Genomic DNA, 26,093 nt, shown 5'->3' with positions numbered 1-26,093 from the left:
TGTGGGAGAAGGTGGATTGGCGCGCAGCGCCAAGACGGTTGAGGGGTGCGTGTCGGAGCGCCGTCGATGCCAAGCTGGACACCCCTCATCCGACCGAGCTTCGCTCGGCCACCTTCTCCCACAAGGGGAGAAGGAAAGCCCAACCTACTCCCTTGCAATGATCTCCTCGCCGCCGATCACCAGCCTGAGACCGAGGTCGCCCGCCCTGCGGCGGGCGAGGAAGCGTGGGCGGCGCATGTTGGAAACGCGACCCTTGCGGCGATCCTGCGGCGGCAGCGTCTTGATGGCGGCACCGAGCGATTCCTCCAGGGTGCGGGCAACGCCGTCCGATTCGATCAACAGCATCGGCAAGCGATAGGCGTCGGCCCAGGCGCGCCAGTCGGCGGCGACGTCGTCGAGGTCGTCGGCGACCAGCAGCGGCACCGACAGCATGGGATCGTTGTGCAGGAGTTCCAGGGTCACCGTGACATTGCCTTCCGGATCTTCCATCGCGCGGGCGGCAACGCCGCGGAACGCATTGGCGGGCAGAGCGATGATCGCCGGTACGCCGCTCATCTCCAGCAGGCGGCGGATCACGGCGCCACGGTGGTCGATGGTGAAGGTAACGTCGCCATAGTCGTCGCGTGTGGCGTAGCTTACCACCTGCGGCAGGCGGAATGGGTCGAGGCGCATGTTGCGTCCCGCCCAGACTGGCTTCAGTCCAGTGTTCATTGAATGCCTTCCTGTTTCTCCTGAGAGCCGGTGTCCGGTTCTCTCCGGGCCAGTTTTCCCGGCCTCGTTATGGGGAAACAGTAGCGCGGCCTCCTTACCGCCGCGCTTAAGAAAGTCGGTTAAATTTTGCTGATCACGGGGATGGTTATCGGAATGCGACCGCGCGCTTGATTCCGAAAGGATCAGATAACCTTACCGGGGTTCATGATGCCGGCCGGGTCGAAAGCCTGCTTGACCCTGCGCATCAGGTCGATCGCCATCGGCGGGGCGGTGGCGATCAGTTCGTCCCGCTTCAGCTGGCCGATACCGTGCTCGGCCGAGATCGAGCCGTGAAAGGAGCGCACGACGTCGTGTACGGCCTTGTTCATGGGATGGTAGAGATCGAGGAACACCTGGTCGTCGCCATCGACGGGCCGCGAGATGTTATAGTGGAGATTGCCGTCGCCCATATGGCCGAAGCAGACCACTCGCGCTCCGGGGCTGACCGAAGCCACGGCGCCGGCAGCCTCTTCGATGAAACGCGGGATCGATGCCACTGGGACCGAAATGTCATGCTTGATCGAGGCGCCCTCGGGCTTCTGCGCGTCGGGCAGCACCTCGCGAAAATTCCAGAAGGCATCGCCTTGCGCAAGGCTGGCCGCGATCACGGCATCGCCGACGATTTCCTGTTCCAGCCCGGCCCCGAGCACGTCCTCGATCAGGGCCCTGGCATCTTCCGGCGAACGGCCGGACGAGATCTGCATCAGCACATACCACGGCCAATCCTGCGCCAGCGGCCGCACCACGCCCTGGGCATGCGCCAGCGTGAAATCGTACGGCCGCTTGCCGATCAGCTCGAAGGCGGTGAGCGCGGCGCCGGCGCGGTCCGTCGCCAGGCTGAACAGCGACAGCGCCGCCTCGGCCGACGGCAGGCCGACGAACGCAACCTCGCGGCCTTTCGGCTTCGGGAAGAGTTTCAGCACGGCGGCCGTGATGATGCCGAGCGTGCCTTCGGCGCCGACGAACAGGTTCTTGAGGTCGTAGCCGGTATTGTCCTTCTTCAGCTTGCGCAGATCGTCGAACACCTCGCCCGTCGGCAACACCACCTCGACGCCGAGGCAAAGCTCGCGCGCATTGCCATAGGCCAGCACGCCGGTGCCGCCTGCATTGGAGGAAAGATTGCCGCCGATCTGGCAGGAGCCTTGCGCGGCCAGCGACAGCGGAAACAGCCGGTCAGCGGCATCGGCCGCTTCCTGCAGCGTCTGCAAGATGACGCCGGCCTCCGCCGTCACGGTGTTGGACAGGACATCGATCTCGCGGATGCGGTTCAGCCGCGACAGGGACAGCACGATCTCGCGGCCGGACCTGTCCGGCACCTGGGCGCCGACCAGCCCGGTATTGCCGCTTTGCGGCACGATTGGCGTTGCCGTCTCGGTCGCCAGCCGCATGATCCGGCTGACCTCGTCGACGCTGCCCGGCCGCAGCACAAGCGATGTCGCGCCATGCCAGAGCCCGCGTCGTTCCGTGATGTAGGGCGCGATATCGCGCTGGTCGCGCAGCGCGTATTTCTCACCGACGATCGCCGCGAAGCGGTCGATGAGAGCGGTGTCGAGAGTCTGGGCGATGTCGGTCATGTGCGCGAAACTATGTTGGCGGCAAGCTATTGTCACGCGGCGCGGCGGCACGTGAAAGCCGATCGTTGATCGCTTCGCCGAGCCCGTCGAAGGGAACGGGTTCGACGGCGATAGTCCGCGCGCCGCTGCGATCGAGTTCCTGCATGTAAGCGAAAAGATTGCTCGCCGCTTCGCGCAGGTCACCGGCCTCGGACAGATTGAGGCAGGCGGCCGCCTTTTGCCAGCCTTCAGCGCGACGTTTGCCGAAGGCCAGCAGCGCCTCGCCTTCCCCGACGGCCCCGGCGTTGAGCCGCACCGCGGCGTCAGGCGCATAGTGCGAGGCAAGCATGCCCGGCGCCTCGACACCGGCGTCGGCGCCGCGCAACAGCTCCATGCCGACGACCGCCTCGATTTCCTGGGCGGCAATGCCGCCGGGCCTCAATAGGCGCAATTTTCCCCCTTCGGCCTTGACGATGGTCGATTCCAGCCCGACCGGCGTCGCGCCGCCATCGACGACCAACTTTATGCGTGCGCCGAGATCAGCCGCCACGGCTTGCGCCGTCGTCGCGCTGATCCTGCCGGAGGAATTGGCGCTGGGAGCCGCAAGCGGCCGGCCGAGCCTTGCAATCAGGTCGCCGCCGAAGCCCCTCGGCATGCGCAAGGCGATCGTGTCGAGCCCGGCCGTGACCAGCGGATGAATGTCGTTGCCGGGCCGCTGCGGCAGCACCAGCGTCAAAGGACCTGGCCAGAACGCAAGCGCCAATTTCCTCGACAGCGGATCGAACAAAGCAACGCGCTCGGCCATCGCCATGTCGGCGACATGGGCGATCAGCGGGTTGAACCGCGGCCGTCCCTTGGCCTCGAAAATGCGCGCCACGCCGATGCCGTTGGTGGCGTCGCCGGCGAGCCCATAGACGGTCTCGGTCGGAATGGCGACCACGTCGCCGCTTTCAAGCAGCGCCAGCGCCCGTTCCATCGCCTCGCCGACGGCAAGAATTTCAGCCACTCTGCTCACCTCACGGATATCGGCTGCGTAGTACGATGGCGTCCAAGGGGCAAGCCCGTCCCTTGGCGATTTACCAATCCCTAAAATGCTACGGTTCCGCGAAAGCCGGCATCAATTCCGGCCCGCTATCGTGCGGCTTCCGGGCAATGGGGAGCTTTCATCGTGTCTATGCGTATCTGGGGAACGGTTGCTATCACTCTGGCGGCGATGGCCGGCGGCGGCGCCCAGGCCTCGTCACTGGTCTTTCCCGGTGCGCCGGCCTCGACGCCATCCATCATCGTGCTGCAGGCGACCGACGCCGCCGAGGCGGGCGATATGCGATCGGTTGTGGCGCTCGGTGACCCTGACGTCACCTATGAAAAGGTGGCAGCGATCCCGAACGCGCCCGAGGCGCGGCACGGCTTGCTGCAAAACCCGATGATCATTCGCGGCGGTATCGTCGGCAGCGCCTTCTCGACGCCCACGCAGGCCAAGGCGCCGGCCACTGCTCCTGCAACCGCCACCGCTTCGGCGGCACCGGCGGCGAATGGGCAGAAGACCCCGGCGACATCACCGGCAGCCGCGCCCGCGGCGGCAGCGCAGCAGCCCGTCCCTGGGGTCGGCAAGCTCAAGTAGCGACTGCCTTGACGTCGGTCCGGCGTCCGGCACCATTGCCGGACAGGCCGCTTTTGCCGACGTGGACGAGCGTCGCTTCGCCTGAGTCCCTCTAGCCTGCAATCTTGGAGAAATCCGCGACCTGGTCGGTGGCCGCACGGATGCGGGCAAGCAGCGCCAGCCGGTTGGCGCGCACGGCTTGATCCTCATCATTCACGAGAACGCGTTCAAAGAATGAATCAACCGGTTCGCGCAAAACGCTAAGCGCCAGCATGGCGGCGGAAAAGTCTTCGTTTTGAATCGCTTCGCCGGCTTGCTTCTCGGCCTGATTCACCGCCGCGAAAAGCGATTTCTCGGCATCCTCGCGGAACAGCGCCGGCTCAACGGTTTCGGCGACGAGCGTTTTCTTCTTCTCCTCGGCAGCCAGGATGTTGGCCGCGCGTTTGGTGCCGGCGAGCAGGTTCTTGCCGTCCTCGGTGTCGAGGAAGGAGCCCAGCGCCTCGACACGGCGCACGACCTGCAAGAGGTCGTCGGACTGCGGCGTGATGACCGCGTCGATGAGGTCGTGGCGGGCCCCCTTGTCGCGGAGGTAGACTTTCAGGCGATCATGGAAGAAGGCGAGAAGGTCTCGGACCTGATCCATATTGCCAACCGTGTAGTTCGTGGAAGCGCTGCCGAAGATCGTCGTCAGCCCCAGTCGAATGCGGTTCTCGACCAGAACCCTCACCACGCCGAGCGCAGCGCGACGCAGCGCGTAAGGATCCTTGGAGCCTGTCGGCTTTTCATTGATGGCCCAGAAGCCGACAAGCGTATCGAGCTTGTCCGCGAGCGCGACTGCGATCGACACCGGATCGCTCGGCACATAGTCGGAAGGGCCCTGCGGTTTGTAATGCTCTTCGATGGCTGCGGCCACGGACGGATGCTCGCCCTGGAGCAACGCGTATTTGCGGCCCATGGCGCCCTGCAATTCGGGGAATTCGCCGACCACTTCGGTCGTCAAATCGGCCTTCGCCAAAACGGCGGCGCGACCCGCGAACGCGGTAATCTCCCCACTTGAAGGGGAGATGTCGCCGAAGGCGACAGAGGGGGTCGGTGCGACGGGACGCGACGTTCCATCGCGGACAGAGGATGCCGGCGCTTCGTGCGAGGCGACCCCCTCTGGCCTGCCGGCCATCTCCCCCTCAAGGGGGGAGATCGACTGCGCCACTGTCGGCGCCAGTTCTTGTGCCAGCCGCTTGATCCGCTCCACCCGCTCGCCCTGCGTGCCGAGCTTGGCGTGGAAGGTCACATTGAGATGGTCGAGCCGGGCCATGCGCTGGTCGAGCGGCTTCTTGAGGTCGAGCCCGAACTTTTTCGCCGACGCCTCGAGCTCGGCGAAATCAGGCAGATCGCCCTGGTCGGTCGTCCAGAAATAGAGCGCGTCCGAGAGGCGCGCGCGCACCACCTTGCCGTTGCCGTGGGCGATCTCCTTGCCGCCATCGCTCGCCTCGATGTTTGCGGTGAGGATGAAGCGGTTGGAAAGCGCATCGCCTTGCCCCTGCGGGCGCGTGACAAAGCACTTCTGGTTGGCGCGGATGGTCAGCCGGATCACCTCGGCCGGAATGGCGAGGAAATCCTGCTCGAATTCGCCCATCAATACCACGGGCCATTCCACCAGCCCGGAGACCTCTTCCAAAAGTCCCTCGTCCTCGACAAGGTCGAGTCCGTTGGCGAAAGCCAGATTGCGGGCGTCGGCGAGGATGATCTCCTTGCGCCGGTCGGCGTCGAGCACGACCTTGGCCGCTTCCAGCTTGCTCACATAGTCGTCGAAGCGACGCACGGTGATTTCGCCGGGTGCGTGAAAGCGGTGGCCGTAGGTGACATTGCCCGAGCGGATGCCGTCGATCTCCAAATCGACCACGACAGGCTCCTCGGTTTCCGGACCGAAGGTGCACAGGATCGATTGCAGCGGCCGTACCCAGCGCAGCGAGCCGGGCTTGGCCGAGGCCGGCCCCCAGCGCATCGATTTCGGCCACGGGAAATTGCGGATGATATCAGGCACCAGCCCGGCGATGATCTCTTCCGCCGCCCTGCCCGGCTTCGAAATGTGCGCGACATAGAAGTCGCCCTTCTTCGGGTCGGAATGGACGTGTGCCTCGGCGATCGAGGAAAGCCCGGCCTTGCGCAGGAAACCCTGGACAGCCTGTTCAGGCGCTGTCGTCGATGGACCTTTGATCTCCTCGCGGATGTCCTTCGAGCGCGCGGTAAGGCCCCTGATGTCGAGCGCCAGCCGCCGCGGCGTCCAGTACTCGCGCGCCGCCTCGTAGGTCAGCCCTGCCTCGACCAGACCGTCGGTCAGCATCTTCTTGAGATCGCCCGCCGCCTTGCGCTGCATGCGGGCGGGTATTTCCTCGGAGCGAAGTTCTAGAAGCAGGTCAGGCATGGTTGAAGCTCACGCAGCAATGGTCCGCGGCCCATAGCAACTCGGCTGGCCGCTGTCACCCTTTCCAGAAATTTTGGGCGTCCTGTCGGGACGGGATGATCCCACCCGTCCTTGGATCAAAGATTTCCATGAACCGAACGCAGCGCTGAAGCGACCCACGCTCAGGCAGAGAGCTATTGGCTGAACGACCATGAAAACGGCATCCAGACTTTTGCAAATCCTGGCGCTCAGCGCTTGCTTCGCAGCTCAGGCCCATGGCGCCTTCTCGATGCCGGGTGTGCGCCAAGCATTGCGTATAATGGCCGGCCCAAGCGGCCAGATCCTATTGCCGATCGACGCTTCCCTCGATTTGGTGAGGGAGGGTGCCTGAAGCTCAGGCCGCCAATCCGCCGGCCTGCGTCTTCAAGAACGCCTCGCCGCAAGCTTTCGCGAGATTGCGCACCCGCAGGATATAACTCTGCCGCTCGGTGACGGAGATCACGCCGCGCGCGTCGAGCAGGTTGAAGACGTGACTGGCCTTTATGCACTGGTCGTAGGCGGGAAACACCATGCGGTGCATAGGCAGATTGTGGTTCGATGCCGGCGCGCCGGCATCGAGCAGCGCCTTGCATTCGGCCTCGGCATCGTCGAAGTGGCGCAGCAGCATCGCCGTGTCGGCGTATTCGAAATTGTGACGCGAATATTCCTGCTCGGCCTGCAGGAAGACATCGCCATAGGTGACCTTGTCGGGGCCCTCGCGGCCGTTGAAATTGAGGTCGTAGACATTGTCGACGCCCTGCACATACATGGCCAGCCGTTCCAGGCCATAAGTGAGCTCGCCCGCAACCGGCGCGCATTCGATGCCGCAGACCTGCTGGAAGTAGGTGAACTGCGACACCTCCATGCCGTCGCACCAGCATTCCCAGCCAAGCCCCCAGGCGCCGAGCGTCGGGCTTTCCCAATCGTCCTCGACGAAGCGGATGTCATGCAGCAGCGGGTCGACGCCGATCGCGGCGAGCGAGCCGAGATAGAGCTCCTGCAGGTTTGGCGGATTGGGCTTCAGGATCACCTGATACTGGTAGTAGTGCTGCAGCCGGTTCGGATTCTCGCCGTAGCGGCCGTCCTTGGGGCGGCGCGAAGGCTGGACGTAGGCGGCGTTCCAGCGCCTCGGTCCAAGCGCCCGCAGCGTCGTTGCCGGATGGAAGGTGCCGGCACCGACCTCCATGTCGTAGGGCTGGAGGATCACGCAGCCATAGTCCGCCCAGTAATTGTGCAAAGTCAGGATCAGCCCCTGAAAGGAGCGGCTGGGATGCATATGGGCGGGGATTTCAATCGTCGAGATTTCAATCGTCACGGGGGCCTCGGCTGCAAGGGCTGACTTGCGGCCCCGTCCTAGAGACACGGCGGCGAAGCGTCAAGCAAGGCGCGGGCGTCGCGAGGCATGTCGAAAGCTTTGCGAGCGGCTGGCCCATTGCCGGCCATGAGCGCGTGCCTTCTGGTGAACGCTCACAACTCCGCCTCGCCAGACAACAGGTCAGCCATGCCCACTCCATCACCGTCCGCCCGGTCACGCGCCAGGATTTCGAGCAATGGCTGCCGCTGTGGGACGGCTATAACGCGTTTTACGGGCGCTCGTGCGAGACGGCGCTGGCAAGCGAGATCACCGCCATGACATGGTCGCGCTTCTTCGACGCCTATGAGCCGGTGCATGCGCTGGTTGCCGAAGGCGAGGGCCAGCTTGTCGGCCTTGTCCATTACCTCTTTCACCGCAGCACCACGGCGATCGCGCCGAACTGCTACCTGCAGGATCTTTTCACCGACGAGACCTTGCGCGGCAAAGGCATCGGCCGGGCTCTCATCGAGGGCGTCTACGAGCGGGCGCAAGCGGCCGGTTCGGGCCGGGTGTACTGGCTGACGGATGAGACCAATCACACCGCCATGAAGCTCTACGACAGGATCGGCGAGCGCTCGGGCTTCGTCGTCTACCGCAAGCTGTTCTGACAGCCGCCAACGAAAACGGGGCCCGACAAGGGCCCCGCTCGCGAGCAACATCATTTCATCTTAGCCCTTCGGCGCGGCCGGCGCCGGCTTGACCTTGGGGGTTTCCTGCGCCGTGTTGGACTCGATCGGCGGCAGGCCCTTCATCAGCTTCTGCTGCAAGGCGGCAAGCACGTCGGGATCCGGCTTCAGGTCGCGCGCCTGGTTCCACTGGAAGGTGGCTTCCAGCTTGCGGCCGACGCGCCAATAGGCGTCGCCGAGATGGTCGTTCAGCACCGGATCTTCCGGCTTCAGCGACACCGCGCGTTCCATTTCGCGGACCGCGTCATCGTACCTGCCGAGGCGGAAATAGGCCCAACCCAGCGAGTCGACGATGTAACCGTCGCTCGGCCTGAGATCGACGGCCTTCTGGATCATCGCCAGGCCTTCCTTCAGGTTCATATTCATGTCGACCCAGGAATAGCCGAGATAGTTCAGCACCTGCGGCTGGTCGGGCTGCAATTCCAGCGCCTTGCGGAAATTCGGCTCGGCCTTCGGCCATTCCTTCAGCCGCTCATAGGCGATGCCGCGCTGGTAGAAGATATTCCAGTTGGCGGCGGTCGGCGTCTTCAGCGCCTCGACGGCCTTGTCGTAGAGATTGGCGGCGGAACGGAAATCCTCCTTCGACGAATAGACCCCACCAAGCGCCAGATAGGCGCGCATGTCGTTGGGATGCGCATCGACGAAGGCCTTCAGATGCGTGATCGCCTCGCCATGGCGATCGAGATCGGCAAGGTTGAGGCCAAGCTGTAAGTCCGAAAGCTCCTTCAGCGGCGAGGTATCCGGTATCCGCCGGTAAAGCGCGATGGCCCCCTCGCCGTCCTTCAGCTGTTCGGAAACGGCGGCAAGCTGCACCAGGGCGGCATCGCTGTCGGGCTTCAGCGCCAGCGCATATTGCAGATAGAGCCTGACGAAAGGCTCACCGCCGCCGCGATTGAGCGCGGTCGCCAGATCGAGCAGTATCTCGGAGGCTCCGTCGGACGGACCGGCAACGAAGGGCGGGATCTTGTCGCCCTTGCTGATCCTGTCGCGCAAGGCGACAATTTCCAGCTTGCCCGGCGAAAAGGCCTCGGCCTGGTCGAGCACCGATACTGCCTTGGCCGTGTCGCCCTTGCGGGCCAGGAACGAGGCATAGGCCTGCGCATTGCGCATCCAGGTTTCGGGAGCCGCACTGCCGGCGGCGGTGTCCTGCATGGTCGCGGCGTAGATCGCGTCGGCCTTCTCAGGCATGTTGGACGCGTCGGCGATCAGCGCGCGGTGGAAGGATTTGAACAGGCCGAACCAGTCCGGCCCCTGCAGCTTGTCGATGGATGCCATCGCCTCGCTGGGGTCGCCGGCGCCCTCTTGGGCCCAGCCGGACATGACGCCGGAGATCAGCCGGTCGAGATCGGATTCCAGCGACAGCTTCAGCCAATACTGCGCCTTGGAAAAATCCTTCTTGTGGAAGGAATCGACCGCCAGCGCCAGACGCGAGAACCGTTCGACGTCGGGAACTTCCTTCAGCTTGTCGGCATAGACAAGGGATTCGTCGAAGCGGCCTTGCGCGATCAGCGACAGCATCAGGCTTTGTTGCAGGCCCGTGTCGCTCGGATCGAAGGCCAGGGCCTGCTTGTAATAGGCGATGGCGTTGTCGAGGTCGTTGTCACCTTCGGCGATCCGGGCAGCCAGATAGGCTCCCGAGAAGGATGTGATCTTCACCGGTTCGGTGGTCTGTTTGGCATGGGCCGGCAGCGCCGAAATCGCCATGCCCGTCACAAGTGCCAGCCTTGTCAGCCAGCGCGCACGTCCCTGCTGCATCGTATCCCTTTCAGCCAGGCGCCATCTCCGCGTCAGCGGGATCGACGTAGATTCGATCTTTCGGAGAAAAGCATGGCCTTTTTGGGGTCACGCTTCAATCCGCCTCGAATTCACAATCGGGTCACCCGATTAACAAACCATGCCGGCAAAGAACGGTTTTCAGCCCGAAATCGGCGCATCGGCGTCAGGAGTTGCCGGCAGGCGGGGCGCCGCAGGCGTGCGTCGTGATATCCACCGACGCCACCGCACTGCACAGGCCGTTCCATTCGCAGCCTTGGCAGGCCCGGCGCATAAGGCCGACAGGGAAAGCCTGTCGCATCCGCGCCAGCTATTTCGCCTTGCCGCGCGGGAGCGCCATCAGCGTGGCGGCGCCAAGCGCCGACTTGAGCAGGCCGCCAAGGACGAACGGCAGGAACCCGAAGGCGACAGCCTTCTCGGCGCCGATGATGATGGCAAGCCACGCCGTGCCAAGGGCAAGGCACAGCAGGTTGCCGAGCAGCATGGCGACGAAGGCAAGCACGACCCTGCCGCCGTTCCAGCCGCGCTCCGCCAGCCAGCCGACCAGCGCGCCGACAACCGGGAAGGCGAAGAGATAGCCGCCCGTCGGTCCGACGAAATGCTGTACGCCGGCAGCCCCGCCGGCCAGAACCGGGAAGCCGACCGCACCCTCGACCAGCCAGGCGGCGATGGTGATCGCGCCCAGCCGCCAGCCATAGAGCGCGCCGACCAGCGTCACGGCGAAGGTCTGCATCGTCACAGGAACCGGCACCATCGGCACCTCGATATAGGAGGACAGCGCCAGGAACAGGGTGCCGAGCACGACGGCGCCCGCCTGCCAGCCGAGCGATCGCTCCTGAAGCCGGAGCGGGCTGAAGGACGGTTTTGCGGACGAGAACGCGATGTCGGTCATAGGGACTCCCTTGGTCGATTCAAAATTATAGATAATTTCTGCCTTCGATCTATTATCGAAGCCACAATTTTCGGACGATGGCAAGGCATGCCTTGCGCATGGGCGGTTAGCCCACGATCGCGAAGGCCTCTCGCGTGGTGCCGGAGGCGGTCCTGACCGGCTTGCGGCCAATCCATTGCACGTGCCGCCCCAATGTCGCCGCGGCCGATTCGGTGTTGCCCTGCCGCAAGGCGGCCAATATCGCCCGGTGGTCCTGATCGGTGGGGGTCTCCCATTCCGAGCGCCATGCGGCGAACAGGAAACGGGCGCTTGCGGCGTGCAGGTCATCGATGGTGGCGAGAAGACGCGACATGCCGCATGGCGCCAGGATCAGCCGGTGAAAGGCGCGGTTGGCTTCTTCCCACGACCTGACGTCCCGGGATTTGTCGCCGGCCTTGGTGGCCTCCTCGGCCCGATCGAGAATAGCCGAGGTCAGATGCGGCGCCGCGTGGCGCAGCGCCAGAACTTCGAGCGCCGCCCGCATTTCGGCGACCTCCTTGACCTCGCCGAGGTCGAAAGCCGCCACGCGCACGCCGCGGCGCGGTTCGCTGACGGCGAGGCCTTGCGCCTCGAGGCGGCGAAAGGCCTCGCGCACGGGAACATGGCTGGTGTGGAATTCCTCGGCCACGTGATCCTGCCGCAGCCGCGCGCCGGGTTCGATCGCGCCCGAGATGATGCGATCCGCCAGAACCTTGCCGATGCGCAGCGCGATGGTTTCGTCCGTGCCCTTTGCCATGTTTTATAGATAATTTGCAGCGAGGCGGCTTGTCGAGGCGGCGGAGACGGATTCACGGATTTCTCCCCAGCACGAGCCAAAGGAGGCCTGCGTGAAGGGCAGCGGCTCAGTTCACCCGGCTGATGCAGAAATCGATGACGTCGATCAGCGCCGATTTCTGCGGCGTCGCCTCCAGCGGCGCCAGCGCGTCGCGGGCGATCTCGCCGAAATGACGGGCACGCCCGATCGTGTCGGCGATCGCGCCGTGGTGGGTCATCAGCCCGATCGCCTTTTCGAGGCCGGCGTCATCGGTGACATTGTCCTCGATGGCCCGCTTCCAGAAGGTGCGCTCGGCCTTGCTGCCGCGCCGGTAGGCGAGAATGACCGGCAGCGTCACCTTGCCCTCGCGAAAATCGTCGCCGACATTCTTGCCCAGATCCTTGCTGGTGCCGCCATAGTCCAGCGCATCGTCGATCAGCTGGAAGGCGAGCCCGAGATTCATGCCGTAGGAGCGCAAGGCGGCGCGGTCGTTGCGCGTCGCCTGGGCGATGACGGGGCCGACCTCGGCGGCAGCCGAGAACAAGGCAGCGGTCTTGGCCTTGATAACGGCGAAATGCTCGTCCTCGGTGGTCTCCAGGTTCTTGGCGGCGGCAAGCTGCATGACCTCGCCCTCGGCGATGATCGAGGCCGCGCTCGACAGGATGTCGAGCGCCTCCAGCGAACCGACATCGACCATCATGCGGAATGCCTGGCCGAGCAGGAAGTCGCCGACCAGCACGCTCGCCTGGTTGCCCCAGATCATGCGGGCCGTCTTCTTGCCGCGTCGCATGCCGCTCTCGTCGACGACGTCGTCGTGGAGCAGCGTCGCCGTGTGCATGAACTCGACCGATGTGGCGAGCTTGACGTGACCCTCGCCGGCATAGCCGAACATCTGTGCGGCGGCGAGCGTCAGCATTGGCCTGAGCCGCTTGCCGCCCGACGAGATCAGGTGGTTGGCGACCTCCGGGATCATCTCGACATCGGATCCGGCCTTCGACAGGATCAATTCGTTGACGCGCCCCATGTCGGCCGCCGTCAGGTCGATCAGATCCTTGATGGAGGCGGGTTCCCGCTTTCCATTTTCGATGTTGAGAACGACACCCACGACAAACTCTCCCGTCTGATGTAACGCGTGCGACGGCACCCTTGGTTCCGTTACGGACTCTAGGGCGGCGAACGCGGCCACGGCAAGTGGCGAATTGGCGCGGCTACTCTGGTTTCGGGCCCCGCATGCGTTTACATGAACGCGGCAAACTGAGAGTTTCGTCCGATGATAGAGCTCATTCGCACCAACGACGCCGTCATCATCTCCTTCGTCGAATCGCTGATGCGCGATGCCGGCATCGGCTGCTTCGTGGCCGACCAGAATATGAGCGTGCTCGACGGCTCCCTCGGCATCCTGCCGCGGCGCGTCATGGTCGACGCCGACAAGGCCGATGCCGCGCGGCGCATCCTGACGGATGCCGGCATCGCCAACGAGATCCGCCAAAAATAATGTCCGCCGCGCCAGCCGCCCTCGCCCCGGACACGCCGGCCCACACGGTCGATGCCTTCCATCGCGGCCGGTTCTGGCTGGTGCAGCCCAAGCATGGCGGCCATCGCGCCGGCATGGACGCCATGATGCTGGCGGCTGCCGTGCCATCCTCGTTCGGCGGGCGTCTCGCCGATTTCGGCGCCGGCGCCGGCGCCGCGGCACTTGCCGTTCTGGCGCGCTGCCCGACGGCCCGGGCCGTGCTGGTCGAACGCGCGCCGGAAATGGCGGCTTTCGCCGCGGCCACGCTCGCGCATCCCGGCAACGCGCATCTCGCCGACCGCGCTTGCGTGCTCGTCGCCAATGTCGCGCTTTCGGGCCGCGCCAGGACGGCGGCCGGCCTCGGCGACAATGATTTCGATTTCGTCATCATGAATCCGCCCTTCAACGCCGCGCAGGACCGCGCCACGCCCGAGCGCTTGAGAAAGGAAGCGCATGTCATGGAGGACGGGCTGTTAGAGGGCTGGATCCGCAGTGCCGCAGCGGTGGTCAGGCCGCGTGGCGGGCTTGCCGTCATCGCGCGGCCCGAGCAACTCGGTTCGCTTCTCGATGCGATCGCGGGCCGCTTCGGCGACGCCGAGATGCTGGCCGTGCATCCCCGCCCCGATGCCGCGGCGATCCGCATCATCGTCAGGGCAACGCTCGGAGCGCGCGGCAAACTCGCCATTCGGCCGCCTTTGATGCTTCACGCGCAGACGGGCGACGGCCCGTCGGAACGGACGGAGATGATCAACAACGGCCTCGCCTCCTTGTTCGGAGATTGACACAACCTGGCCGCGATGGCCGCGGCATTGCCGTTGGCCTTGAAATTCCTACATGCTGGCAACCCATCGAGCGGAGATCGACCTCAGTGAAACGCCTTTTCAACCGCCTGCTGCCGAAATCCTGGCGTTCCACGGTCGTCACCATTCCGGTTATCCGGTTGCACGGCACCATCCTGGCGGGCGGCGGCCCGTTCCGTCCGAGCCTGTCGCTTGCCTCCACCGCCGGGCTGATCGAAAAGGCGTTTTCCTTCGACGCGCCTGCGATCGCCATCTCCATCAATTCGCCCGGCGGCTCGCCGGTGCAGTCGCGGCTGATCTTCAAGCGTATCCGCGACCTGGCGATCGAGAAGAACAGAAAGGTGCTGGTCTTCGTCGAGGACGTCGCTGCCTCGGGCGGCTACATGATCGCGGTTGCCGGCGACGAAATCTTCGCCGATCCGTCGTCCATCGTCGGCTCGATCGGCGTGGTGTCGGCCTCGTTCGGCTTCCCGGAGCTGATGAAGAAGATCGGCGTCGAGCGCCGCGTCCACACGGCGGGGCAGAACAAGTCGGTGCTCGATCCATTCAAGCCGGAGAAGAAGGAAGACATCGAACGGCTGAAGGCGCTGCAGCTCGAAGTGCACGAAACCTTCATCGATCTGGTCAAGGAGCGGCGCGGCACCAAGCTCAAGGACGATCCCGACCTGTTCACGGGCCTGTTCTGGACCGGCAAGCGGGGCCTGGAGCTTGGGCTTGTCGATGCGCTCGGCGACATGCGGTCCGTGCTCAAGACGCGGTTCGGGGCGAAAACCCAACTCAAGCTGATCTCGGCGCCGCGCGGTTTGTTCGGCCGCTTCGGGCTGTTCGGCTCGAGCAAGGGCTTTTCGGCGCCCGACATTGCCGCCGCTGCCACCGGCGGCGTGATCGATGCGGCGCAAGAGCGCGCCTTGTGGGCGCGCTTCGGGCTTTGAAAACCCGGTAAAACCGTCTACCATGAACCCCGAAGTTCCATGCATGTCGTTTTTCTCCAGGAACCGCCTTTGGACGACATGCGCCAACCGACCCGACCGGCCGCCCTTCGCCGGCCCAGCGTGGGAGGAGTTTTGATATGCCGCAGATCATTTTCTTCGCCGTCGTCGGGATCGCCGCCTATTTTGGCTATCGCACCTTTATCCGCGAGGCCGAGCGCGTGACCGCCAAGGTGCGGCGCACCGAAAAGCAGACGGCAAACGGCGCGATGGGGACGCTGGTGAAGGATCCGAAGACCGGCGAGTACCGGCTGGCCAAGGACTGATCCTCATTTCACTCGCAATCGAGAGCCTGGAATCCGGCCAGCGCGTCCGGATGTGGCCGGCGCCCGCCAAGATAAACCTCGCCCTGCACATCACCGGCAGGCGCGATGACGGCTACCATCTGATCGAAAGCCTGGCGGTGTTCACGCGCTTTGGCGACAGGATCGAGATCGCCCTTGCCGAGCACGACGATTTCAGCGTGTCCGGCCGCTACGCTCCGGATGTTCCCCTCGACGGCAGCAATCTGGTGCTCAGGGCGCGTGACGCGCTGCGGCAGGCGGCCGGTCCTCGCGGCACGCCGCCGGTCTCGATCAAGCTTGAAAAGAACCTGCCGGTCGCTTCCGGCGTCGGCGGCGGATCGAGCGATGCGGCAGCGGTTCTGCGCGGGCTTGCGGCGAGTTGGCAACTCGACATCGACGATGCCGCGCTGGCGCGGATCGGGCTTTCGCTCGGCGCCGACATTCCCATGTGCCTGGCGGCCAGGCCGCTGATTGCACGCGGCATCGGCGAGGTGCTGTCGCTCGTACCCGATTTCTCGGCGCTCGGACTGGTCCTGGTCAATCCCGGCAAGGCGGTCTCGACGGCCGACGTGTTCAACGCGCTGTCCCGCCGCGACAATGAAGCGCTGCCGCCGCTGCCGCGCGTGGTCGACTTCCACGGCCTGCGCAACTGGCTGGAGATCACCCGCAACGACCTCGAGCCGGCGGCCCGCGCCATAGAGCCCGCGATCGGCAAGGCGCTTTCGGTGCTGAACAAGGCCGGAGCTGGCTTTGCCCGCATGTCGGGTTCGGGCGCCACCTGCTTCGGCCTGTTCGAGACCGGCAACGTCGCCAAGCGCGCGGCAGCCGACATCCGCGCCCGGCAACCCGACTGGTTCGTCGCCGCGACGCGCAGCATGACAGCGGAAGCAGATGCCCATGGCCAGGATTGACGAAAGCCGCTCCTTCATCCCCGTGCGCATCGCGGTGCTGACCGTTTCCGACACGCGCGGCCTTGCCGACGACAGGTCCGGCCAGACGCTGGCCGACCGCATCGCGGAAGCCGGCCACATCCTCGCCGCCCGCGACATCGTCACCGACGACCGCGACAAGATCCAGGACAAGGTTCTGGCGTGGTCGCGTGACAAGGACATCGACGTCGTCATCACCACCGGCGGCACCGGCTTCACCGGGCGCGACGTGACGCCGGACGCGCTGGAGCCGATCTTCGAAAAGCGCATGGACGGCTTTTCCGAGGTGTTCCACCGCATTTCCTACGACAAGATCGGCACCTCCACGATCCAGAGCCGGGCGACCGGCGGCGTCGTCAACGCCACCTTCGTCTTCGTGCTGCCGGGCTCGCCCGGCGCCTGCAAGGATGCCTGGGACGGCATCTTGAAGGCGCAGCTCGATTACCGGCACATGCCCTGCAACTTCGTCGAGATCATGCCGCGCCTGGACGAGCACCTGCGGCGCGGCATGTCGGCTCCGTGAAGGCCGAGGCAAAGCGCGGGTTTCACGCCACGTTTGCCAGGCAGAACGCCACCTTCGCCTTCTAAAGGCCATTCCAAACCGGATGCGGGAGGACGTATCGTCTCGCGGCGGCGGCCATCGCCGTTGACGACGGGATGGATGCGATGACTGTGCATGGTGGCGGGTGCCATTGCGGCAACATACGCCTTCGATTTTCAACCGAGCTCGATCCATCGAAAATCGAGGTCCGCGCCTGCCAGTGCTCGTTCTGTACCAGGCATGGTTCGCGCGCCGTCGCCGATCCGGACGGCAGGCTGGTCATCTCAGTCAAGGACGTCCGGCGATTGAAGAAATACCGTTTTGGATTGGGGACGGCCGACTACCTGATCTGCGGCGAATGCGGCGTCTATACCGCCGCAATCGCCGGAGAGGACGATGCCAGGGCAATCGTCATCATCAACGCCCTGGACGATCAACGGTCGTTCAGTCAGGAACCGATCCCTGTCGACTACGACGCGGAAAGCAAGGCACAGCGTCAAGCCAGACGTCGCCTTCGCTGGATGCCTGTGGAGATGCGTTTTGGCGAATGACCGGCTCGCCGTGGAAACGTCGGCGCCAGGGCCGCGAGACGCCCAAACCACTTCCATCATCAGCCGCGGCCTGCGCGCCGGCACCCGCGTGATCGGAAGCTAGCTGCGCGTCACATGTGCAACGCACGTAGACAGAGCAGCTGCAAAATCATTTGGACGGGCGGTGCTCTTGTTTTGCCGGAGCGGCCCAGATTTCGGCATCCAGCCGCTTGGTCGCCAGGCCGCGAGCGAGGGCCTCGGCGCTGCCGGCATCTTTCGACAAGGACGCGGCCTGGCGCTTGCTGATCAGCAGCCCGGCGGCCAAGGCCCGATTTCCCGAGAAGATCCGGGCCAGGAATGGCGCGCGGCCGGCGCGTGTGCGTGAAAACCGCGCCGCCATGGTTTGCTTCGCGGTATGCGCAACGACCTCGTCGATCCATCCGTCGACCAGTCGCGCGCCCGGTTCCAGCAGCAACAGCCAATCGCCCTTCGCATGCCGAATGGCCGCCGCGACCCCGTCGGTCACATACTGGCAACCGGCATGCTCGGCGACGCGATGGGTCTGGTCGGTGGAACCGGTGTCGCAGACGATGACTTCGCGCACCACGCCCTCGACCGCGCCGCCGATCAGCGTCGCCAGCGTGCGGGCGAGGCCCTCCTCGTCATTGTGGGTCTCGATGAGAACGGTGAGCATCGTTTGCCGAATAGCGGAAAGCGGAACGCAGCGCCAGTTTTTGCGGTGCACCATAGAAAGTTCTTGCTTTGTTCTCTTTCGGCAAATAGGATTAAATTCATGAGCAGAGCGATTCGAAGCAACATGGACAGTCCCTGGGAGCGGGCGAAGATGGAACCGATCATGCGCGCCGACATTGCCGCCTTCGGAGCAGGACGAGCCGAGATGGCCAACGCGATGATCGAGCAGAGCGGCATGCGCGTGCGTCCGGACCGCAACCGCGGCCGGTCGGCAGGCATCAACCCGTCCGGTCGGTTCGAGCCCGTCAGCCGGCATGTCTTCGACGATGGCTGGAACTCGCTGGAGGAACTGCCTCCCTTCAAGACCGAGGTACAGGTCGAGAAGCCGCGCACCATCATCACCCGCAATGAATCGCCCGACATCTCCTTCGACCGTTCGATCAATCCCTATCGCGGCTGCGAGCATGGCTGCGTCTACTGCTTTGCGCGGCCTACGCATAGTTTCATGGGCCTGTCGCCGGGGCTGGATTTCGAATCCAAGCTGTTCGCCAAGCCGGACGCGGCGCGCCTGCTTGACAAGGAACTGTCAAAGGACGGTTACCAGCCGCGGACCATCGCCATCGGCACCAACACAGATCCCTACCAGCCGATCGAGAAGCAGTACCGGATCATGCGCGAGATCCTCGAAGTGCTGGAGGCGCGCGGGCACCCGGTCGGCATCGTCACCAAATCCGCTCTGGTGACGCGCGATATCGACATCTTGTCACGCATGGCCGAACGGGGCCTCGCCAAGGTGGCGTTGTCGGTGACGACGCTCGACCGCATGCTGGCGCGCACCATGGAGCCACGCGCCTCGACGCCGAGCAAGCGGCTGGAGGCGATCAGGCAGCTTGCGGATGCCGGCATCCCCGCTTCGGTCATGGTGGCACCGATCATCCCCGGGCTGACCGACCAGGAGATGGAACGCATCCTCGATTCGGCGCACCATGCCGGCGCACGCGAGGCGGGCTATGTCGTGCTGCGCCTGCCGCTCGAGGTCAGCCCGATCTTCAAGGACTGGCTGTTGCGCCACTATCCCGACCGCTATCGCCATGTGATGTCGCTGATCCGCTCGATGCGCGAGGGCAAGGATTACGATTCGGAATGGGGCAAGCGCATGAAGGGCGCGGGTCCTTACGCCTGGCAGATCGGCCGGCGCTTCGAGATCACCGCCAAGCGGCTCGGTCTCAATGCCGAGCGGCGCACGCTGCGGACCGACCAGTTCGTCGCCGCCGGCAAGGACCAGGAGCAGTTGATGCTGCTTTGAACGACCACGGCTGTTTGCCGCCTTGGCGAAAAAATCCCGTCCGGCCTGCCCCGGCCTGCAGACGGTGCCCTCCCGGTCCGGCGCCCCACCCGACCCGGAGGGACTTGCGGAGAATCAGAGCCGATGCGAACCTCGCCGCAACATGGCTCGCGCGCGTTCTGATTCTCCGCCTCTCTTCGAAATCGTCGAGAAACCCGATTTCTCCTTCGAGACGAAGGCGATGGCCGAAGGCCTGTGGCCGGTGGCGGGGATGGACGAGGCCGGACGCGGCCCGCTGGCCGGACCGGTGGTGGCGGCTGCGGTTGTGCTCGACCCTGCCAACATCCCCGACGGCCTCGACGATTCCAAACGGCTCAGCCACTTGCAGCGCGAGGCGCTGTTCGTGCGCATCATCGGCTCCGCGCTTGGCGTGTCGATGGCTTCGGTCAGCGCCGAGGGCATTGACGGCAGCAACATCCTCAAGGCGAGCCTGGAGGCGATGCGCCGTGCGGTCGCCGGCCTGCCGGTGCGGCCGAAGCTCGCGCTTGCCGATGGGCGCGACGTGCCGCCGGGCCTGCCTTGCGCGGGGCGCGCGCTGATCAAGGGCGACCAGCGCTCGCAATCCATCGCCGCCGCCTCGATCGTCGCCAAGGTGATGCGCGACCGCATGATGTGCGGCTGCGGCAGCCATCACCAGCACTACGGCTTCGAAGTGCATATGGGCTACGCCACGGTCCGCCATCGCACCGCGATCGAGACGCACGGGCCGGTGGCGCGGCTGCACCGCGTGTCCTTCGCGCCGTTCAGGCTCGGGGGTGCCGAGGTGGTGGAAGAAGAAAGCTTCGCGGGGCTGGAGTGAGCCGGCAGCGATAACAGCCAATCTCCCCCCTCGTGGGGGGAGATTGGCTGCTTCAGCGCTTCGCCCCGTTCTGCAACAAAAAAGCCGCCAGGTTGCCCAGGCGGCTTTGATTGTTCTGCGTCGGTCAAGGCTCAGTTCAGCTTCGCCTTAACATCCTGCAGCGAGGCCTTGAACAAATCGGCTCCCGCCTTGGCGTCGATCTTGCCGGCGAGCAGCGTGCGAGCGGCTTCGACGGCGATGTCGACGGCGCTGGCGCGCACTTCGCCGATCGCCTCACGCTCGGCCTGGCCGATCTTCTGTTCGGCGAGAGCGGTGCGCCGCGCGACGTAGTCCTCGGTCTTCTTATGCGCCTCGGCGGCAAGCAGTTCGGCTTCGCGCTTGGCCGCGGCGACGATGTCTGCGGCCTCCTGCTCGGCTTCCTTGCGCTTGCGCTGGTATTGGCCAAGCAGTTGCTGGGCCTCCTCGCGCAGCCTGCGCGCTTCGTCGAGCTCGCTACTGATCCTGGCGGCGCGGGCATCGAGCGCCTTGGCGATCAGGCGGGGCACCTTGATGTAGATCGCGATGGCCAAAAAGATGACCAAGGCGATCGTGGCCCAGAGCGTTGCAAGAGATGTGGCGTCCATGATGCGCTCCTCACCCGGCCACGGATTTGACCGCGGCCGCGATCTCGGTCTTGCTGGCCTTGCCGCCGACCAACGCCTCGACGATCGCCGAGGCAGTGTCCTCGGCGATGCTGCCGACTTCCTTCATGGCGTTGGCCTTGATGGAAGAAATGCGCGCCTCGGCCTCGCCGAGCTTCTCGTCGAGCGCGGCCTCGATCTTCTTGCGCGCGGTCTCGGCTTCCGCCTTGGCTGCATCATTGGCCTGCTGGCCGATGGCGTTGGCGTTCTTCTTGGCTTCCGCCAATTCCTGCTCGTAGGCAGCAACGGCGGCGTCGGCCTCGCCCTTCAACTTCGCGGCCTGATCGAGATCCTGGCTGATGCGATCGTTGCGGACATCGATGATGCCGCCGACGCGCGGCACCACCACCCTCTTCAGGAAGAGGTAGAAGAGCCCGAACGTGATCGCCAGCCAAAGAAGCTGCGACGGAAACGTCGCCGGATCGAATGGCGGAAACATGCCATGCGCTTCGGCAGGCACGCTTGTGCCGGAATGCGTGTCGCCTTCCGTCGCAGCGTGGCCCACCTCGGTGGCAGGCGCGGACTCTTGCGCAAAGGCAGATGTCACGAACATGGACTATCCCCTGATATCAGACCCGCCGCTCTCGCGGCCGGCCTGTCCAATCTTCCCATAGCTTCGCCAAATAACGGCTCAGCCAAACAGGGGCTCAGCCGAACAGGGCCAGCAGCGCGATGAGAAGCGAGAAGATGCCCAGAGCTTCGGTCACGGCGAAGCCGAAGATCAGACGGCCGAACTGGCCATCGGCGGCCGACGGGTTGCGCAGCGCGCCCGAGAGGTAGCTGCCGAAGATGTTGCCGAGGCCAATGCCCGCGCCGCCCATGCCGAGGCAAGCGATGCCGGCGCCGATGTACTTTGCTGCTTCTACGTCCATTTGTTCAACTCCTTTGGATCTGAAATTCCGTTGCGATTCCATTCCGGCGGCAATGTTGGAAACTCTTGCGCCGGAAACTTTTGATTAGTGCCCCGGGTGCAGGGCGTCGTTGAGGTACATGCAGGTCAGCACCGCGAAGACGTAGGCCTGAAGGAAGGCGACCAGCAGTTCGAGCGCCGTCAACGCCACGGCCATCGCCAGCGGCAGAACCGAGCCAGCGACGCCGACCGCGCCCAGCGCCGAGAGGCTGACGACGAAGCCGGAGAAGACCTTCAGCGTGATGTGCCCGGCGAGCATGTTGGCGAACAGACGAACCGAGAGGCTGACGGGGCGCGACACGAAGGAGATCACTTCGATCAGCACCACCAGCGGCAGCAGGAACACCGGCACGCCTTGCGGCACGAACAGCTTGAGGAAACCAAGGCCGTGCTTGCCGAAACCGTAGACGATCACGGTGCCGATAACCAAGACGGCGAGGCCGAAGGTGACGATGATGTGGCTGGTGACGGTGAAGAAATAAGGGAACAGGCCAAGCAGGTTGGCGACCAGCACGAACATGAACAGGGAAAAGACGAAGGGAAAGAACTTCATGCCCTGCGTGCCGGCAGCGTCGCGCAACATGTTGCCGACGAATTCATAGGCCATTTCGGAGATCGATTGCAGCCGGCCGGGAACGAGGCTGCGGCTCGACGTTGTCAGAAACAGGAATGCCGCGGCCACGACCACGGTCGCGACCATGAACAGCGCCGAATTGGTAAAGGACAAGTCGTAGCCGCCGATATCGATCGGTATCAGCTTGTTGATATGGAACTGGTGGATCGGATCGACCTTGTCAGCTGCCACGTTCAAACCCCGTCAGTGCCGCATGCGGCCTTGTTACCATGCCGCCCGTCGAAAGGCGGCTATTTCCAAGTGCCGCCTGAACGGCGGTCACTTGCTGTCGTCGCGGCCAGAGCGCGATTTGTCGCCCTGTCCGAATTCCGCCACAACGCCTGCCGAACGCATGACATTGAGCACGCCCGCGCCAAAACCAAGCAGCAGAAACACGATCAGACCCCATGGCGATGTCCCCGCCAGACGGTCGATGATCCAGCCGATGGCGGCACCGACCACCACCCCGGCGATGAACTCGCTGGACAGCTTGAGTGCCTGACCGTACCCGGTCACTGGTTTCGCGTCTTTCCCCTCGAGCCGGTCCGGCCGTCTTGTCGCAAGCGATGCTTCAAGTTCACGCCGGCGGCGCTCAAGTTCGTCGTCGCGGATGGCGGCTTCGTGCTGCTTGCCGCGGCCGGTTTCTCCGGTTCCGCCTGGCCCAGTTTCATCGGCCATCGCAACCCCCCTGCCCGGGCAGACCGTCACCGTCCGTCCGCTTCTAAAGTCGCCGGCAACATAGTTAGAGGGTTTGCGCCCGTCAAGCCACGGGCGGAAGTTCCTTACCATGTATTTTATATAATGAAATCAAAGTAGTAGCGAGGTGCGACATCGTGCCCGCCATGGCGGCGCGGACGCCTTGCGCGAATCCCCCGCGCGACGGCTCTTCGCCAGGCCGCGCAGCCGTGCGAAAATATCGGCGGCTATCGGGCGTTCAGCTCCAGCCGCCGCCATAGGTGCGGTAGAAGATATGCAGGCCGATCTTGGTCATCTTCTGCATCGTGCGCGCCCAGCCCGGATGGACATAATTGGCATAATAGTGGGTCGACGAACCGACTTCGGGAATGAAGACCTTGCCGGCGGTCACCGCCATGCCGACATCCTGCGCGGTCTTGTAGGCGACCGGGTTGTCGATGCGCTTCTTCCTGCCGTCGCAGGCGAAGGAGAACTGGCAACGGTTGAACCAGCTATCGTTCTGGTAGACGACGCCGCAGATCGAATTGGGATAGGCCGGATTGCGGACGCGGTTGAGGATGACCTGGGCTACGGCGGCCTGGCCGCGCACGGATTCGCCCCGCGCCTCGAAATAGATGCCGTTGGCGAGGCATTTCTGCTCGGGCTTGGAGAAGACGCTTGCCGGAAGCGGATTCTGGATCCACGAATGGTCGCCCTTGGCCATCGGCGGGATGAAACGGCCGTTATTGGGCTCCTCGTCCTGGAGCAGGGCCTCGAAGGGCGACGCCTTGGCATAATCGGGTGCGGCCTGCGCATAGGCCGTCGCCAGCACATCCGGGTGGTCATTATTGACCAGGGCGGCGAGCATGGGCGACACGCCGGGATCCGGCTTCTTGTCCTCACGCGCATGGAATGCCGCGGCGATCTGGATCTCCTTGCCTTTGATCCGGGGTTTGGCGAAAGCCATCTTCAACCCGCTGTCCATGCTGGGGCGCAGCAGCGACGAGGTGCGCTCGAAGATCGAGCCGGCGTTGAAGTTCTTCGGCGGGGCGACGGGAGAGATCTGGACGATGCGCCCCTTCTTGTCGGCGCGCACGATGCGGTCCTCGTCCGGCGAGGTGCTGACCTTGCCACCCTCGCCGCGAAAGGAGACGGCGCCGACCCCGGGCAGGCGCACCCCCGACCCGGAGAGCGAACCCGTCACGGCGTCGTCGACAAACGGCATCTCGGCCGCATGGACCGATCCGGCGACGGATTTCTCGACATAGGAATTCCAGCGGGTCGGCGCCTCGAGGCCGGAAACGAGGCTCGTCATGTCCTGGTAGGCGGAAACTGTCGGAAATCCGATCCAGATGCCGAGGCCGACGATGAAAGGCGCCACAAGGCTGCGTTTCTTCTCACCGGCGACGGCAACAAGGCGCGTCAAGACACGTCGATGCACGGAACTCTCTCCAGGAACGCTACTGACCCCACTGGAGAGCAAAATGATGCATTAACCTTGATGGGACGTTAACAGCTTCGATCGGGTTTTCCCGATCGGCTCAGGGCTCGTGGTTGCGAAGTGGGGCGGTTTTGCGGCGGGACGGACACGCAGGCCGGCCGCAGGAAGATGGGCCACGCGATCAACGCGCACGCCGCGGCCGACAACCAGACGCCGGGCCAGGACCAGAGATGCAAAAGCCCCGGAATGGCCACCGGCACCAGGAAGAAGCCTATGAAAACGAAACTGTTGGCGAGGCTGAGCGCGGTGCCGACATGGCCGGCGCCGGCAAGCGTGGCAAGCTCGGTGTAGGCGACGCCATGCCAGGCGGAGACCAGGATGCCTGCGACAATCAGCATCACGGGAACCATCACGACGGGCTGGCCGCCTGATAGGGTCGGGCCGGGCAGGACCAGCAGCCAAAGCAGCGTGAAGGCAAGCGCGCTGAGCGCACTGCACAGGCGCAGGAACGGCCGGCGGTTGCCGTGGCGGTCGGTGAAGCGGCCGCTCCAGACGCGCATCGCCATGGCGCCGGCCTGCACGGCGGCGAGGCTTGCGCTGGTGGCCAGGGTTCCCATGCCTGCGAAGTCGTGCAGGAAGACCGATGCGAAGGTGAGTACGGCCACTTGCGGAAAGCACAGCAGGCCGATGGCTGTCGCGATGCGCCAGACCTCGCCATTGCGCAGCGGCGGCGGCCCGGCCAGAACGGTCGGCGCGGCCGAATCCTGCGTCGGCGGTTCATGGAGCCAGCGCCAGGCGAAGAAGGCGGAGATCACGGAGAAGACGGCGAGCAGGCCATAGACCGCCGCGAAGCCATTCGTGGCGGCGAGCGAGGGCAGGACAAGGGCGCCAAGCCCGCCGCCAAGCGGCACCGCCGTCTGCCGGATGCTCATGGCGAAGCCGCGCTCGCCTTCGCGAAACCAGCCCATGATGGCGCGGCCACTCGAACCGTTGACGCTGCCGCCGAGCAGGCCGGTGACGAGCAAGGCGGCCGCCAGGACATGCACGCCGGGCACGCCGGACGGGGATGGAACGATGAGCAACGCCATCAGGAACAGCCACGCCGCCGTGGCGCCAAGCCCGGTCAAAAGCACACGGCGGTCGCCCCAGCGATCGGTGAGCAGGCCCCAGGGCAGTTCGCTGAGCGCAACGCCCAGACCGAGAAGGCCAAGCGCCAGGCCGAGCTGAGCATTGCCGAGATGGTAGCCCTGGCGCATCAGCACCGCGGTTGCCGGTATGCCGGAGAAAGTAGCGGAAAAACCGGCATTGGCGGCGACGCCGATACCCAGCACCTTCCAGCGGTGGTTGGGCGTGAAGGTCCTGGAGCCGGAGCCTTCGGCTCGTGGCGCCGACTGACAATCGCTGCGGGTGACGATGGCGGACATGGTTTCATTCTCGTTTGCAGCCCGGTGACCCGGCCTTGACGGCGCATGTCTATCGCCATAGCTTTATCCATAAAATCAGGAAGTTT

The 26,093-nt window shown here is 64.8% G+C and carries 28 protein-coding genes; 11 read left to right on the top strand and 17 right to left on the bottom strand.

Features of this window, described 5'->3' with window-relative positions; all coding sequences use genetic code 11:
• Positions 1 to 144: 144 nt before the first annotated feature.
• From LB551_RS13960 to LB551_RS13950, 3 genes are all read right to left on the bottom strand, one after another.
• Positions 145 to 711 carry a DUF6101 family protein gene (locus LB551_RS13960; protein ID WP_140551072.1) on the bottom strand — a complete coding sequence of 189 codons (567 nt, stop codon included), beginning with the start codon at positions 709 to 711 and terminating at the stop codon, positions 145 to 147.
• Positions 712 to 893: 182 nt separating this feature from the next.
• Positions 894 to 2,324, bottom strand: coding sequence for an FAD-binding oxidoreductase (locus LB551_RS13955; protein ID WP_224659542.1), 1,431 nt, complete (start codon positions 2,322 to 2,324; stop codon positions 894 to 896).
• A gap of 10 nt (positions 2,325 to 2,334) precedes the next feature.
• Complete coding sequence (locus LB551_RS13950) at positions 2,335 to 3,309, bottom strand: L-threonylcarbamoyladenylate synthase (protein WP_224659541.1); 975 nt, start codon at positions 3,307 to 3,309, stop codon at positions 2,335 to 2,337.
• Between the two features lie 168 nt (positions 3,310 to 3,477).
• On the opposite strand from LB551_RS13950, the gene LB551_RS13945 reads away from it, so the two are divergent.
• Entirely contained in the window at positions 3,478 to 3,924 is a 447-nt protein-coding gene (locus LB551_RS13945; RefSeq protein ID WP_224659715.1) for a hypothetical protein, read from the top strand.
• 91 nt (positions 3,925 to 4,015) lie between these two features.
• On the opposite strand, the gene glyS is transcribed toward LB551_RS13945, so the two are convergent.
• Together glyS and LB551_RS13935 are read right to left on the bottom strand one after the other, a co-directional pair.
• The gene (gene glyS / locus LB551_RS13940; protein WP_224659540.1) at positions 4,016 to 6,325 is read right to left on the bottom strand and encodes a glycine--tRNA ligase subunit beta; all 2,310 of its coding nucleotides are present in this window, start codon (positions 6,323 to 6,325) and stop codon (positions 4,016 to 4,018) included.
• 373 nt (positions 6,326 to 6,698) lie between these two features.
• Positions 6,699 to 7,619 (bottom strand): glycine--tRNA ligase subunit alpha, encoded by a 921-nt coding sequence (locus tag LB551_RS13935; RefSeq protein WP_224659714.1) that lies wholly within the window; start codon positions 7,617 to 7,619, stop codon positions 6,699 to 6,701.
• A 236-nt stretch (positions 7,620 to 7,855) separates the two neighbouring features.
• On the opposite strand from LB551_RS13935, the gene LB551_RS13930 reads away from it, so the two are divergent.
• On the top strand, positions 7,856 to 8,305 hold the full coding sequence (locus tag LB551_RS13930; RefSeq protein WP_224659713.1) for a GNAT family N-acetyltransferase: 450 nt from the start codon (positions 7,856 to 7,858) through the stop codon (positions 8,303 to 8,305).
• A gap of 60 nt (positions 8,306 to 8,365) precedes the next feature.
• Here the strand turns inward: LB551_RS13930 and LB551_RS13925 are convergent, their stop codons facing one another.
• From LB551_RS13925 to LB551_RS13910, 4 genes are all read right to left on the bottom strand, one after another.
• Positions 8,366 to 10,138: a tetratricopeptide repeat protein gene (locus LB551_RS13925; RefSeq protein WP_224659539.1), complete on the bottom strand. Its 1,773-nt coding sequence runs from the start codon at positions 10,136 to 10,138 to the stop codon at positions 8,366 to 8,368.
• A gap of 328 nt (positions 10,139 to 10,466) precedes the next feature.
• Positions 10,467 to 11,048, bottom strand: coding sequence for a biotin transporter BioY (locus LB551_RS13920; protein ID WP_224659538.1), 582 nt, complete (start codon positions 11,046 to 11,048; stop codon positions 10,467 to 10,469).
• Between the two features lie 106 nt (positions 11,049 to 11,154).
• Entirely contained in the window at positions 11,155 to 11,823 is a 669-nt protein-coding gene (locus LB551_RS13915; protein ID WP_224659537.1) for a GntR family transcriptional regulator, read from the bottom strand.
• 106 nt (positions 11,824 to 11,929) lie between these two features.
• Positions 11,930 to 12,946: a polyprenyl synthetase family protein gene (locus tag LB551_RS13910; protein ID WP_140514769.1), complete on the bottom strand. Its 1,017-nt coding sequence runs from the start codon at positions 12,944 to 12,946 to the stop codon at positions 11,930 to 11,932.
• A 165-nt stretch (positions 12,947 to 13,111) separates the two neighbouring features.
• On the opposite strand from LB551_RS13910, the gene LB551_RS13905 reads away from it, so the two are divergent.
• The 7 genes from LB551_RS13905 to LB551_RS13875 all read left to right on the top strand — a co-directional run bounded on the left by LB551_RS13905 (position 13,112) and on the right by LB551_RS13875 (position 17,448).
• Entirely contained in the window at positions 13,112 to 13,336 is a 225-nt protein-coding gene (locus LB551_RS13905) for a DUF2007 domain-containing protein (RefSeq protein ID WP_135901951.1), read from the top strand.
• A complete protein-coding gene (locus LB551_RS13900) occupies positions 13,336 to 14,136 on the top strand; it encodes a methyltransferase (RefSeq protein WP_140551084.1) in 801 nt (266 codons plus the stop codon). The genes LB551_RS13905 and LB551_RS13900 overlap by 1 nt, the downstream gene beginning before the upstream one ends.
• A gap of 86 nt (positions 14,137 to 14,222) precedes the next feature.
• Positions 14,223 to 15,086: a S49 family peptidase gene (locus LB551_RS13895; protein WP_140497982.1), complete on the top strand. Its 864-nt coding sequence runs from the start codon at positions 14,223 to 14,225 to the stop codon at positions 15,084 to 15,086.
• A gap of 137 nt (positions 15,087 to 15,223) precedes the next feature.
• Positions 15,224 to 15,409, top strand: coding sequence for a hypothetical protein (locus LB551_RS13890; RefSeq protein WP_140497980.1), 186 nt, complete (start codon positions 15,224 to 15,226; stop codon positions 15,407 to 15,409).
• Positions 15,410 to 15,459: 50 nt separating this feature from the next.
• Complete coding sequence (locus LB551_RS13885) at positions 15,460 to 16,338, top strand: 4-(cytidine 5'-diphospho)-2-C-methyl-D-erythritol kinase (RefSeq protein ID WP_224659536.1); 879 nt, start codon at positions 15,460 to 15,462, stop codon at positions 16,336 to 16,338.
• Positions 16,325 to 16,879 carry a molybdenum cofactor biosynthesis protein B gene (gene moaB, locus LB551_RS13880; protein WP_140551087.1) on the top strand — a complete coding sequence of 185 codons (555 nt, stop codon included), beginning with the start codon at positions 16,325 to 16,327 and terminating at the stop codon, positions 16,877 to 16,879. Before LB551_RS13885 ends, moaB begins: the two co-directional genes overlap by 14 nt.
• Before the next feature lie 323 nt (positions 16,880 to 17,202).
• Positions 17,203 to 17,448: a hypothetical protein gene (locus LB551_RS13875; protein WP_224623358.1), complete on the top strand. Its 246-nt coding sequence runs from the start codon at positions 17,203 to 17,205 to the stop codon at positions 17,446 to 17,448.
• A gap of 148 nt (positions 17,449 to 17,596) precedes the next feature.
• Here the strand turns inward: LB551_RS13875 and LB551_RS13870 are convergent, their stop codons facing one another.
• Entirely contained in the window at positions 17,597 to 18,121 is a 525-nt protein-coding gene (locus LB551_RS13870) for a glycosyltransferase (RefSeq protein WP_224659535.1), read from the bottom strand.
• Positions 18,122 to 18,271: 150 nt separating this feature from the next.
• Here LB551_RS13870 and LB551_RS13865 point away from each other — a divergent pair, with 150 nt between their 5' ends.
• Together LB551_RS13865 and LB551_RS13860 are read left to right on the top strand one after the other, a co-directional pair.
• The gene (locus tag LB551_RS13865) at positions 18,272 to 19,426 is read left to right on the top strand and encodes a PA0069 family radical SAM protein (protein ID WP_140551310.1); all 1,155 of its coding nucleotides are present in this window, start codon (positions 18,272 to 18,274) and stop codon (positions 19,424 to 19,426) included.
• A 142-nt stretch (positions 19,427 to 19,568) separates the two neighbouring features.
• Positions 19,569 to 20,264, top strand: coding sequence for a ribonuclease HII (locus tag LB551_RS13860; RefSeq protein WP_224659534.1), 696 nt, complete (start codon positions 19,569 to 19,571; stop codon positions 20,262 to 20,264).
• Positions 20,265 to 20,395: 131 nt separating this feature from the next.
• Here LB551_RS13860 and LB551_RS13855 read toward each other — a convergent pair whose 3' ends face one another.
• The 7 genes from LB551_RS13855 to LB551_RS13825 all read right to left on the bottom strand — a co-directional run bounded on the left by LB551_RS13855 (position 20,396) and on the right by LB551_RS13825 (position 26,007).
• Positions 20,396 to 20,887 carry a F0F1 ATP synthase subunit B gene (locus tag LB551_RS13855; RefSeq protein WP_140551090.1) on the bottom strand — a complete coding sequence of 164 codons (492 nt, stop codon included), beginning with the start codon at positions 20,885 to 20,887 and terminating at the stop codon, positions 20,396 to 20,398.
• A gap of 10 nt (positions 20,888 to 20,897) precedes the next feature.
• Positions 20,898 to 21,497 carry a F0F1 ATP synthase subunit B gene (locus tag LB551_RS13850; RefSeq protein ID WP_224659533.1) on the bottom strand — a complete coding sequence of 200 codons (600 nt, stop codon included), beginning with the start codon at positions 21,495 to 21,497 and terminating at the stop codon, positions 20,898 to 20,900.
• A gap of 94 nt (positions 21,498 to 21,591) precedes the next feature.
• Positions 21,592 to 21,816, bottom strand: coding sequence for a F0F1 ATP synthase subunit C (locus LB551_RS13845; protein WP_140497964.1), 225 nt, complete (start codon positions 21,814 to 21,816; stop codon positions 21,592 to 21,594).
• An 84-nt stretch (positions 21,817 to 21,900) separates the two neighbouring features.
• Positions 21,901 to 22,659 carry a F0F1 ATP synthase subunit A gene (locus tag LB551_RS13840; protein WP_140497962.1) on the bottom strand — a complete coding sequence of 253 codons (759 nt, stop codon included), beginning with the start codon at positions 22,657 to 22,659 and terminating at the stop codon, positions 21,901 to 21,903.
• Between the two features lie 87 nt (positions 22,660 to 22,746).
• On the bottom strand, positions 22,747 to 23,145 hold the full coding sequence (locus LB551_RS13835) for an AtpZ/AtpI family protein (RefSeq protein ID WP_140498124.1): 399 nt from the start codon (positions 23,143 to 23,145) through the stop codon (positions 22,747 to 22,749).
• A 256-nt stretch (positions 23,146 to 23,401) separates the two neighbouring features.
• Positions 23,402 to 24,583, bottom strand: coding sequence for a cell wall hydrolase (locus LB551_RS13830; RefSeq protein WP_140551092.1), 1,182 nt, complete (start codon positions 24,581 to 24,583; stop codon positions 23,402 to 23,404).
• Positions 24,584 to 24,651: 68 nt separating this feature from the next.
• Complete coding sequence (locus tag LB551_RS13825; RefSeq protein WP_224659532.1) at positions 24,652 to 26,007, bottom strand: MFS transporter; 1,356 nt, start codon at positions 26,005 to 26,007, stop codon at positions 24,652 to 24,654.
• Positions 26,008 to 26,093 lie beyond the last annotated feature (86 nt).

The organism is Mesorhizobium sp. BR1-1-2 (genome assembly GCF_020165435.1).
In the GTDB taxonomy this organism is placed as follows: Bacteria; Pseudomonadota; Alphaproteobacteria; order Rhizobiales; family Rhizobiaceae; genus Mesorhizobium.
The sequence above is the reverse complement of the archived record's forward strand: the minus strand, read 5'-3'. Positions and strand labels throughout refer to the sequence as shown.